Annotated in this window: 9 protein-coding genes; all 9 read right to left on the reverse strand. The window is 71.7% G+C overall.

The features are described from left to right. Positions 1 to 321 precede the first annotated feature (321 nt). Positions 322 to 2,847, reverse strand: a complete 2,526-nt coding sequence (locus CRT23_RS24745; RefSeq protein WP_103712219.1) for a response regulator — start codon at positions 2,845 to 2,847, stop codon at positions 322 to 324. A 173-nt stretch (positions 2,848 to 3,020) separates the two neighbouring features. Continuing rightward, positions 3,021 to 4,679 (reverse strand): FAD-dependent oxidoreductase, encoded by a 1,659-nt coding sequence (locus CRT23_RS24750; protein WP_103712220.1) that lies wholly within the window; start codon positions 4,677 to 4,679, stop codon positions 3,021 to 3,023. A 402-nt stretch (positions 4,680 to 5,081) separates the two neighbouring features. Continuing rightward, the gene (locus CRT23_RS24755; RefSeq protein ID WP_103712221.1) at positions 5,082 to 5,918 is read right to left on the reverse strand and encodes an alpha/beta hydrolase; all 837 of its coding nucleotides are present in this window, start codon (positions 5,916 to 5,918) and stop codon (positions 5,082 to 5,084) included. Between the two features lie 102 nt (positions 5,919 to 6,020). After that, a complete protein-coding gene (locus CRT23_RS29685) occupies positions 6,021 to 6,146 on the reverse strand; it encodes a hypothetical protein (RefSeq protein ID WP_280952017.1) in 126 nt (41 codons plus the stop codon). A gap of 371 nt (positions 6,147 to 6,517) precedes the next feature. After that, positions 6,518 to 7,153 (reverse strand): hypothetical protein, encoded by a 636-nt coding sequence (locus tag CRT23_RS24760; protein WP_103712222.1) that lies wholly within the window; start codon positions 7,151 to 7,153, stop codon positions 6,518 to 6,520. Positions 7,154 to 7,363: 210 nt separating this feature from the next. Continuing rightward, positions 7,364 to 7,789, reverse strand: coding sequence for a hypothetical protein (locus CRT23_RS24765; RefSeq protein ID WP_103712223.1), 426 nt, complete (start codon positions 7,787 to 7,789; stop codon positions 7,364 to 7,366). A gap of 776 nt (positions 7,790 to 8,565) precedes the next feature. Then, positions 8,566 to 9,975, reverse strand: a complete 1,410-nt coding sequence (locus CRT23_RS24770; RefSeq protein ID WP_103712224.1) for a TAXI family TRAP transporter solute-binding subunit — start codon at positions 9,973 to 9,975, stop codon at positions 8,566 to 8,568. A 132-nt stretch (positions 9,976 to 10,107) separates the two neighbouring features. Further along, positions 10,108 to 10,545, reverse strand: a complete 438-nt coding sequence (locus CRT23_RS24775) for a BA14K family protein (protein ID WP_055954404.1) — start codon at positions 10,543 to 10,545, stop codon at positions 10,108 to 10,110. A 179-nt stretch (positions 10,546 to 10,724) separates the two neighbouring features. Next, positions 10,725 to 11,141 carry a CsbD family protein gene (locus tag CRT23_RS24780; protein ID WP_103712225.1) on the reverse strand — a complete coding sequence of 139 codons (417 nt, stop codon included), beginning with the start codon at positions 11,139 to 11,141 and terminating at the stop codon, positions 10,725 to 10,727. Positions 11,142 to 11,305: the final 164 nt, after the last annotated feature.

Below are 11,305 nucleotides of genomic sequence, written 5' to 3' on the forward strand. Positions count from 1 at the left end.
CCGTCTCCGCAGCGTGGCCGGGACGGGGGTGTTGGTCCTCGGACCTGCGGTCTCGGTCGCCGCGGGGGCTGCCGATCCGGGCCCGGATGTTTTCTGAGGATGGCCCTGTGGATTGTGTCCGCGTGGCCGCGCGCGACGCCGTGGTCCCGTCCGGACCCGCTTCGCGCGGCGCGTGGAGCCGAGGGGCTTCCGGTTCGCAGGGCGAACGCCGTGACGCCCGGATCACCCCCGACGTCGCGCGCCCTGCCCCGCCGGACGGTCCGGGACCGCCGACGGGGATGGCCGGCCGCGGGTGGGCTTCAGGCAGGCTTTCTGCGGCCTTCAGGCCGCCTTGGCGGCCGGGTCGCGGGCGGCCCGACGCATCACGGCGGCGAGATCGCCGTAGCGGAACGGCTTCGCGATCTGCAGGAAGGCCCGGGCGCTCTCCGGCAGGTGGCCTTGGGGGCCGGCCAGGACGATGCGGATCCCGGGATGGTGCTGGACCACCGTGGCGGCGAGCTGGAGGCCGCTCATCACCGGCATGCGCTGGTCGGCGATCATGACGTCGAAGCCCTCCGGCGCATCGAGGAGCGTCAGCGCATGCTCGGCGGAGCCGGCCTGGGTGACGAGGTGACCGAGATCGGTGAGCGCCTCGGCGAAGCTCTCGCGGACTAGGGTGTCGCTATCGACAAGGAGGACGCGGAGGCGCGGCTGGACCGTGGCGGTCTCCTCGTGTCCGGCCTCGGCCGGGGCCTCGCTGGCGGGGATCCAGATCTCGGCCAGGAAGGCGGATTCGCCGCGCCCGTCGGCCACGAGGCGGAAGCCGCCGCCGATGCCGCTGAGCAGGCTCGCCACGGCGGCCGTGGAGCGCTCTTCCCCGGCCGGCTTCGCCGGGGCGGGCAGCCGCGCCGGCGTTCCACTGGCCAGGACCAGGCGCACGTAGCGACCCGGACGCAGGGCGATCCCATCCTCCTCGGACAGCACCCGCTCGTCGGCGCCGATCGCGAAGCCCTCGGAGCCGAGATCGCGGACGTGGAAGGCGAGGTTCAGCAGCACGGCCTCCAGCACGGCCTCGCTGCACTGGGCGCGCGCGAGCCCGGAGCGGACCCGGAGCTTGATCGGAGCCTGGTTCAGGACGTTGGCGCTGAGGAACGGCACGAAGGCCGTCAGGGCGGTCCCGATCTCCGTCTCCTGGAGCGTGGCGTCGTCCCGGCGCACGAATCGGACCAGGCGGCGGGTCAGGCTGGAGCCGCGCTGCGCCCCCGCCAGGGCCGCCTCGACCAGGCGCACTTGGTCGGGGTTGAGGCCATACCGGCGCTTGAGCGTGCCGAGATTGCCGCTGATCACGGTGAGCAGGTTGTTGAAGTCGTCGACCACGCCGTCGATGACCTGGCGCAGCATGCTCTCGCCGCGCCGTTCGGTGGCCTGCGCCGTGCTGTCGGAGGGGGCCGTGCCGTCCTGCGCGCCCGTCTCACCGCCGGCCAGGCCTGCGGGAATCTCGCGGCTCAGGGCGTGAAGGCGGGCTGCGCCGGGGGCGGAGACCTCCGCACTGCCGCGGATGAAGCGGACGAGGAGGCGACGGGTTTCCTGGTTGTCCGCCGTGTCGGCGCGGCGCAGGACCACGTCGTGCGGGCCCTCCCCGTCCAGGGCGGCCTGCATGGTGAACTGCATCAGGTCGCGATCCTGCGGCTTGATGCCGTCCGTCAGGTCGGTCAGCGCCACGGCCCGGTCGGTGGTGGTCGCGACGCCCGGGCTGGTGGAATCCACCCAGGTGACGTTGCCGGCGTCGGTGTCGATCTCCCAGTAGGTCCAGCCCGACATCGCCTCGAAGGTGCGCAGGCGCTCGCGCACCCGCGCCAGGGCGGTGCGGGCCTCCTGCAGGGCGCGGGCCCGGCTGCGCTCGCGGGCCGCCAGGTGCTCGGCGCTCGCCCGGAACTCGGCGATCCGCGACGGCACGATCGCCTCGCCGTCGGCTTCCGTGATCCGGGCCAGGCGCCGGGTCAGGCGCCCGGTGAGGAGGTAGACCAGGCCGGCCGCCAGCAGGGCGGCGGCGAGCCAGAGCGCACAGAGGCGCGGATCGGGCAGGCCGAAACCGGCGCCGCGTGACTCCGTCGTGCGGGCGACCGCGAGCCAGCCCGAGGGGCTGAGGTCGCCGTAGCCGGCACTCGGGGTGGCGTGCTCGACGGTGCGGGCGCCCCCATCGGCGCTCGGCCGCGCGGCGCCGCTGACGAGCGCCCGGCCATCGGGAGCCAGGACCGTGAGGGCGAGGGTGGAATCGGGCGTGGGCTGCGCGCGCAGGATGCCGCCGCGGAGATCGGCGAGCCAGGTGTCGGCCAGGCGGGCGACGAGGTACTCGGCGTTGCGGGCGCCCGATCCGGCGACCGGGATCGCGACCTCGAAGGGGACGGGGTCACGGGGTGTCGCCGAGGCGGTGACGAGGGTCGTGGCGGCATTCCGTGCCCCGGTGAACCAGGGCTGCCCCGAGACGTCGCGGCCGATCATCTCCTCTTGGCCGGCTGCCCGGACGCGTCCGTTGGCACTGACCAGGAGGATGTCGGCATAGGCCGGGCGCAGGTCGGCCCAGGCACGCAGCACGGCCTGAGGATCGGCGTCCATCAGGCCGGTGCCGGTCTGGCGCAGGGCGACGGCCGCGGTGCGCAGGTCCTGCGAGACCGCGAAGAGGCCGTGGTCGAGGGCGCCTGCGAACGCCTCGGAGGTGCGACGGACCTGGGCGGCATCCGGTCTGGAGCCGCGCGGCGGGCTGGTCAGCGCGAGGCTGCTCCAGACCATGACGGCGCTGAGCACCACGACCGTGCCGGCCTGGAAGGCGGCCAGGGACCTGAGAGAAACGCGATCCAATCCCAACATGCCGCTGATCGCTCCGCTGCCTGCACTTCCCGAAACGCGACACCAGACGGACGGGCCCTGCCACCTGTGGGGAGAGGATGGTTAATTTTCCTTTAAATGCAGTTGGCGCCCGGGGCTGATCAAATGTTCGGCCGGCGATACTTGTCAGGGCACCCGACCGGTGGCCGGGACGATCAGGGCTCGGTCTGCAGGAAGCCGTGGACCGCCTGCACGACCACGGAGCCTTCGCCCACCCCGGAGGCCACCCGCTTGACCGAGCCCGCGCGCACGTCCCCGACGGCATAGAGGCCCGGGACGGTGGTGGCGTAGGGCGACGCGGCGGGCGTCCCGTCGGGTCGGACCCCCGTCGGCACGAAGCCCTTCGGGTCGAGGGCGAGGCAGTCGACGAGCCATCCGGTGTTCGGCACGGCCCCGATCATCATGAAGACGTTCCCGACGGCCCGGGTCTCGCTGAAGTCGCGCGACCGGTCGGTCCAGGTCACCGCCGTCAGCGTGTCGTCACCGTGGAACGCGGTGATCTCGGTCCGCGTGTGCAGCGTGATCCGCGGCGACGAGGCGATCCGGCGGACGAGGTAGTCGGACATGGTCGCGGCGAGTCCCTCCGCCCGCACCAGGAGGTGGACATGGGCCACGGTGCGGGACAGGAACATCGCGGCCTGCCCGGCCGAATTTCCGCCGCCGACCACGATCACCTCCGCGCCGGTGCAGAGCTGCGCCTCCATGGCGGTGGCGGCGTAGTGGATGCCCTGACCCTCGAAATGCGCGTAGCGCGGCAGGTCGAGCCGCCGGTAGCGGGCGCCGGTGGCGGCGATGACCGCGCGGGCGGGAATGGCCGTGCCATCCTCCAGGAGCACCCGGAAGGCCGGTCCGTGGCAGTCGAGGCCGGCCGCCATGCGGGAGATCGCGAGCCGTGCCCCGAACTTCTGCGCCTGGACCTGGGCCCGGCCAGCCAGGGCCTGACCGGAGATGCCGGTGGGAAAGCCCAGATAGTTCTCGATCTTCGAGGACGTGCCCGCCTGACCTCCCGGCGCCATGCCCTCGACCACGATGGTGTCGAGCCCTTCGGACGCGGCGTAGACCGCGGCGGCGAGGCCCGCCGGCCCGGCCCCGATCACCGCGACGTCGTAGACGCGGTCCGGATCGATCGCCTCCGTCAGCCCGAGGACATCGGCCAGCACGGCGTTGCTCGGGTTGCGCAGGACCGCTTCGCCCGGCGCGAGGACCACCGGCAGGTCGGCCTCCGTCAGGCCGAACCCGTCGAGCGCGGTGCGTGCCGCCTCGTCGAGGGCGACGTCGAGGATGCGATGCGGATAGGCGTTGCGAACGAGGAAGCGCTCCAGGCGCAAGGTCTCGCGCTGGTGACCGAGGCCGATCAGGACGACGCCGCCGCGCCCATGCCGGATCAGCCCGACCCGGCGCAGGCTGAAGGCCCGCATGATGATCTCGCCGATATCCGGCTCCGCGGTCACCAGCCGACGGAAGGCTGCGCGGTCGATCCGCACCACCTGCGCGTCGCTGGCCGTGCGTCCCGAGACCAGGATCTCGCGATCGTTGAACAGGTCGAGCTCGCCCGTGAACTGGCCTTCGGTATGCACGGTGAAGACGGTCGCCTGGCCGGCATGGTCGGTCTCGAACATCTCGATCCGTCCGGCCCGGACGAGGAAGAAATCCACCCGCCGCTGGCCGCGCGCGAAGATCACCGTGCCCGCCGGCAGGGTTTCCTCCCGGCCGTAACCGGCGACGCGCTGCGCCATCTCGTCGTCGAGGCGCGGGAAGGTCTGTGCGATGCGCTCGTCGCCGTCGGTCGCCGTCGTCAGGACTGTGTCGCTCATCTCGGACCACTCCGTCACGCCCGACCGGCCGGCACGGCCGAAGCAGCAGGGTCGAAGCCTCCCCGGGGCATCGGGTCAGGCAGGGGGCGCGACCGCCCCGGCGCGGGACGGGGTCGGGTCCCGCGCCGCGACGCCGTCGCAGCCGTCCCGCCGAAGGCGAGCGACGACGCGCCGCCCGCGGGACCCGTCCGTCCGGGCTCCGGGCACGAAGGTCGGACGCCGTGCAGGGATTCGGGTTCTGGAAGCGTCTCGGGTTCTGGAAGCGTCTTGGGTTTTGAAAGTATCTCTTCCGAACGCGGGAAAACCGCTTCCGCCCCGCCCTCCCCCGCCGCGGCGCCGTCCGGCCAAGGGCGGCGACTCGCGGCGGCTCGCGGCGGCGAGGGGGTCGGGTGGTTCGAGGGGTCAGCCCTTCACGAAGGCGAGGAGGTCGGCATTCAGAACCTCCGCGTTCACCGTGAGCATGCCGTGCGGGTAGCCCGGATAGGTCTTGATCGTCCCGTTCCGGAGGAGCTTGATCGACTTCAGCGCCGCATCGGCGATCGGCACGATCTGGTCGTCCTCGCCGTGCAGGACCAGCGTCGGGACGCCGATGGCCTTGAGATCCTCGGTCTGGTCGGTCTCGGAGAAGGCCTTGATCCCGTCGTAATGGGCCTTCGCGCTCCCCATCATGCCCTGGCGCCACCAGTTCTGGACCACCCCGGGAAGCACCGTCGCGCCGTCGCGGTTGAAGCCGTAGAAGGGGCCGCCTGCCACATCGAGGAAGAACTGTGCGCGGTTCGCCGCGGTCGCGGCCCGGAAGCCGTCGAAGACGTCTCGCGGCAGGCCCTCGGGGTTGGCGTCGGTCTTCAGCATCAGGGGCGGCACAGCCGAGACCAGCACCGCCTTGGCGACGCGCCCGGCCGGTTCGCCGTGTCGCGCGACGTAGCGGGCAACCTCGCCGCCCCCGGTGGAATGGCCGATATGGACGGCATTGCGCAGATCGAGGGCCTCGACCACCGCGAAGGCGTCGGCGGCGTAGTGATCCATGTCGTGGCCGGCACCGACCTGGGCCGAGCGGCCGTGGCCGCGCCGGTCATGCGCCACGACCCGGTAGCCCTGGTGCAGGAAGAACAGCATCTGGGCGTCCCAGTCGTCGGACGAGAGGGGCCAGCCGTGATGGAACATGATCGGCTGGGCCTCCCTGGGCCCCCAATCCTTGAAGAAGAGTTCGACGCCGTCCTTGGTGGTGACGTAGGGCATGGCGATGGTCCCGGTCCGAGAGGGAGAGAGAGCGTAGCGTCGAAGGGCGGTCTGGCTCCACGCCCGTCGAGATCCCCGTCGCGTGGCGGCGGGGCGGCCGCTTCAGCGGCCAGCCTCGAAACTGCGGTCGCTGGCCGCGCTGGTCGGCAGCGGGGAGACGCCGGGCCGGACCACGGTGGGGGCGTCCGGCGGGCAGGTGCCGCGCGGGGGCGTCGCGTGAAGCAGCATCGTTCGCGGCTCTCGATCATCGTGGCCCGATGGCGCGCCGACGGACCGGCGCCCCCGTGTCGGGAATGATCTGAGCTATGGTGCCCGGAGGTCGGACGGGCTTGTCAATTTGCGCCGCGACTTGGACGATCGCGTCATCGCGCCGCGATCCGGAGGACGGGTCCGGGATGCGGGATCGGGCGGCGCGCGATTCCGGGCGACCGGTTGCGATCCCGCGCCGAGGCGCCGCCCGCGATCCCGGGCCCCGGTCGTCGGCAGGACGGGCAACGCCACGAGCCGATGGCGCGAACCGAGGATCGGAACGCGCCATCGGGCAGGTTTCGGCTGGGGAGACACCGGTGCGCGCACCGGGTCTTGGTCGGTCGCGACGCTCAGCGACCCTGCTGCGGCATCAGTGCCCGGGCCTGCTGGACGGCCTCGCGGCAGGACGCGTCGCCCTTGGCGTTGAGGTCGGTCGCACGCTGCAGGGCGGTTTTCGCCTGCGAGACCTTGTCCTCGGATGACAGGCCAGGCGACGCGGACGCCTCGCCGCCCTTGGACGCGGCGACCGCGGCGGTCGGCTTGTTCTCCGATTGCGCGCGGACATCGGCCGGCGACGTGGCGATCTGACCCGTCGCCACCGAATTCGCCTGGCCCTTTCCGGCCGCCGCGGCGACCGGTCCGGCGACACCGCCGACCGTCCCCGGGGAGCCGCCGCTCTCGCGGGAGGCACCGCCCTGCTGCGCCCGATCCGTCTCCGACGTTCCAGGCTTGGGGGCGTTCGCCGTGCCGGTGCTTGCCGTGCCGGTGCCGGCGGTCTGATCGGCCGACGCAGCGCCCGGACCCTTCTGCTGCCCGGTATCCGGCTGGGACACCGGGGCGCCCATGCCCACCTGGGTCCCGAGCTCACGCTTGAGCTTGGCGATATCGTCGGTGCAGGGGCCGCCCTCCTGGGCAAGCGCGGCCGTGCTCATGAGTCCGAGAAGGGAGAATGCGGCGGCACCGCGGATCATCTTAAGACGTGGCATGGAGTTCCTCAGTGAAATGCTCCCACCAACGTCAGAATGGAATCTAAGTTCAAATAAGAAACCATGATTACAAGTATAAATTCGAACTTTCCCGGCTTGGCCGAAGCTGTGTGGCTTGACCATAAATGCCGATGCGCCCGGGGCAAGCCGGGCGCATCGGTGGGTCACGTCATCCTGTCACCGGGAGCGTTCCGGCGCGGGAGGGTCGGATCAGTATCCATAACCGTAGGCCGGGTAGCCGTAGCCACCGCCGTAGCCATAGGTGGGCGCGTAGCCGTAACCGCCGCCGTAGCCACCGCCGTAGTAGCCGACCGGACGGCCATAGCCGTACCCGTAGCCGCCATAGCTGTTGGCCACGATCGCACCGGCCGCGAGGCCCGCGATGCCGAGGCCGATGGCTGCGCCGGGGCCGATGCCGCGACGGTAGCCGTAGCCGCGACCGTAGCCGCCATAACCCCGGTAGCCGCCGTAGCCGCCCCGGAAGCCGACGCCGCGATAGCCGTAACCGCCGTGACCATAGCTGTAACCGCCGTGGCCGTAGCCGCCGCCGTAGCCCCAGCCACGGGCTTCGGCCGGTGCCGAGGCCAGCAGGCCGAGTCCGAGTAGGGCCGTCGAAGCCAGTGCAAGCTTGCGCATGCGATCTCTCCTGTCGTGTGGGATATAGGCTGATAACAGCCTGGCGCTTGGCACGTTCCGGTGCGAACCGTGGTTCAACACGTCACAGGGTCAGGAGCCGGTTCCGCCGCGATAGGCATCGTCGCCTATCGCGGGGGCAAAATCGTGGGAAACCATCGGTGGTCCGCCCCCGGGATCGCTCTGCCCGACCGGATAACGCGCATCGTCGTTCCGTACCGGCGGACGAAGGCCGTGCAGGCCTCGCGGTCCTTTGATCGCCGCGGCCTCAAGTCCGAGGTTTTTGCCGAGACGCGAGGCGGCAGATGCCCCGATGCGCATGGGGATTCCGGGCTCCGATTAGGAAGCCGAGAACCAGATCAGGACAGGACCGTTCCTTCACCCGCGTCAGGCGACACGCCCGTGCGTGATCGGCGATGATCGGACACCGTCCGGCCCATGGTCTGGCCGGGCATGCCGGTCTCAGGAGCCGGCCAGCATGTTCGTGGATTGGAACGCGACGAGGATCAGCGTGACCAGGGCGGCTGCCGCGGTGAGGTAAGTCACGGTCTTCATGAACTTGGACATGGTCTCAAAGGCTCCATTCGGACAAATCGTTCGGGCGCGGGGGCTCTGAAGGCCCGGCCGCGTGCAGCGGGATCGGCAGGGCCGGGTCAGGTCGTCGAGGGGTAGCGCTTGCTCATCCTTGGTCTCCGTTGGGGGGGTGAAATGGTCTTGCGGGGTGGACAGGCCTGCGGCCCCGGAGGAAGCCGGACAGGCAGCGCTCCCGGATCGCGTCGTCAGCCGGCCGCGGCGGCCTCCGTCGAGGTGGTGCGCCCCGCCAGATCGCTCGACTCGGCGGCGTACTGGCTGGCGGCGATGGTGCGCTTGACCGTGGAGCGGGCCGCATCGATGGCGATGGCCGCCGCCGACATGGTGCGGGCCTCGGTCGGGCGTTCGAGGGCGTGCTTGGCGATGTCGCCCGCGAGGTCGTCGATCTCGCGGGCGAGCTGTTCCAGGCGCGGCGCGTCGGCGCTGTCCTGCGCCTCCTGCCGGATCTCGAGCAGGCGGTCGGTGGCCTCCTCGATACGCTCGCGGCGCAGGCGCGACAGGCGCTGCCCGACCCAGGCGAGCGCCGAGCCGATGCCGCCGCCGAGGAAGGCAACGAGGTAGATCCAGGTCTCGTAGCGCTCGACGAAGCCCTGCTGCTCGCGCTCGAAGAAGTCGACGGCCCCGGGATGGATCGGCAGCCGCGCGCTCGTCGCGCCCGCCGTGCTGTCGTAGCTCGGCGCCTGCACGTAGTCGGCCGCCGGCGTCACGTTGGCCATGCCGCTGCGCATCTCGAACAGGTGCTGCGTGACGTCGGCCGCGACCGGGCGGGAGAGGCTGGTGCGCGCCATCAGGCGATAGGAAGCCCCCACCGTATGGACATCCTCGGCCGGCACCTTCGGATTGCCGCCGAAGGTCTCAGCCGGCATCGTCACGGCCTGAAGGCGCGGCAGGCGCGCGATGATGGCGTCGGCGTTCTCCACGTCGACGAAGGCGACCTTTCCGCTCCGGCTCACCCCCTGCACGATCCCGACGATGCGCTGGGCGGTGGGCGAGGTCGGGGCGATCACCGACACCACCGCGTCGATCCGCTTGCGGGTGAAGGCGCCGGCGAGCTCCGCCTCCGTCATCTCCACCAGGGCCACGTGGCGCGGCGGCACCGGGCCCTCGGGTTCCTTGTCGAGGAGCGTCAGGCCGTAATGCTCGACCATGGCCTTGATCAGCGCCTGATCGGCGTCGCGATGGGCCAGGATGGCGAGGCGCTTGCGATCGAGCTGTGGGAACCGGGTCAGCCCGGAGCCTTCCGGCGAGGCGATGATCATCGCCTGGTCGCGCAGGATCGCCAGGGTCAGACCGTTGTCGGGCAGATCGACGTCGGGACGCACGACCGCGAGGTCGGCCCGTCCCTCCTGGAGGGCGGCGGCGCTGTCGCGCACGTCGTCGAGGGCCAGGACCTTGAGGCGGATCTCCTTGTGACGCTTGGCGAGGGCGTCGGCATAGGCCTGGATCAGGGCCGGCTCGGTGCCGTCCCGGGGCGCCACCGCCACCGTCAGGACCGTGGCACGCGAGACCCAGTAGGCCGCCCCTGCCGCGAGACCGAGGAAGACGGTGAGCAGCAGGAACACGAGTTCCGGGCGCAGCAGGATCCTGGCCAACTTCATCGGGCGAACGTCATCGGGCGAACGTCATCGGGCGGACTTCATCGGGCGGACTTCATCGATGGTCGTTCGCTCCCTCCCGACGGGGGAGTCCCCCGTCGCGTCCTCGCGCTCGCGGTTCGGCATCACCGAACCCTACGGGCAGGAATGCCGCTGGCCGTCGTTGCCGAGGTAGGTGCCGCTGGCGGCATCGTAGGACCGGAAGCGGCGGGCGCAGGCGGCCACGGCCTCGGCCGGCACGCCGCGCGGAGCAGCCTGCGCCTGGGAATTCGCGATGGCTCCACCGATGATCGCGCCGGCGGCCAAGCCGGCCACGCCGGCCCCGACCGCCGCGCCGATGCCGGGCCCACGGCGATAGCCGTAGCCGCGACGGTAGCCGTAGCCGCGACCATAGCCGCGGCCACCCCGCCAGCCGTGACGGTGACCGAACCGGCGATACTGCACGTACGCAGTCGGCAGGTCTCCGTGCGCCAGGGCCCCGACGGCAGGGCTGGTCGTCGTCGGGGCTGCCTGGGCCGGGAGCCCGATCAGGGCCGCGGCGACGGTGGCGGCGAGGGCGAGGGTCAGCTTCATCGTGGGGGTGTCTCCGGGCGGATGGTAGCGTTGCGCCGAGGGCGGCCTCAGTAGCCGCGGCGGTTCGGCGGAGCGGCGGAACGCCCGCCGAAGCGGCGGCTGACGTAGGCGATGAGCTTCGGAAGCAGGAAGGCGGTGAGAAGCTTGCGGATCATGGGATGGTCTCCGGTATCGTGGGTTCAGTGCTTGCGACGGGACAGCCAGCCCACCGCGAAGGCGACGGCGGCGAGGCCGAGGAGGGCGGAGGTGCGGTTGTCGTCGGCGTAGCGCACCGCCTGTCGGCCGTAGGTCGAGCCGCGCTGGCGGGTGGTCTGGGCGAAGGCGCGGCCCTCGTCGAGGAGGTGGTCGGCGCGCGCGCGACCGTCCTCGATCCAGTGGCCGGCGCGGTCGCGCACCGCGTGGGCGAGGTCGCGGCCGTCATCGACGAGGTCTTCGGCCCGGTCGCGGGCGCGGCCGTAGGCGTACTGGGCGCCGCCGGCCACCTGGTTCACGGCGCCGCGCACCTGGCGCGCTGGGTCACCGGTGAGGCCGCCGACGGCGGTCTGGGCACGGCCCTTGAGATGGCGCGAGGCGCCGCGGAATTGATCGCCGTTCATGGCAGGCCTTTCATGGCAGGTCTCCGGCTGTGTGAGGATCCGGCCGGTCGCGGGGACCGGCCGGGGCTGGGCTCAGATGCGGCGGGCGTCGGTGCCGTCGACGAGGGTAAGGCGCTTGGGGGCGCCGAGGCGGCCGCCGAGGAAGCCGGCGAGCGCGCCCAGGA

Origin of the sequence: Methylobacterium sp. V23, from assembly GCF_002917135.1 — a bacterium.
Taxonomy (GTDB): domain Bacteria; phylum Pseudomonadota; class Alphaproteobacteria; order Rhizobiales; family Beijerinckiaceae; genus Methylobacterium.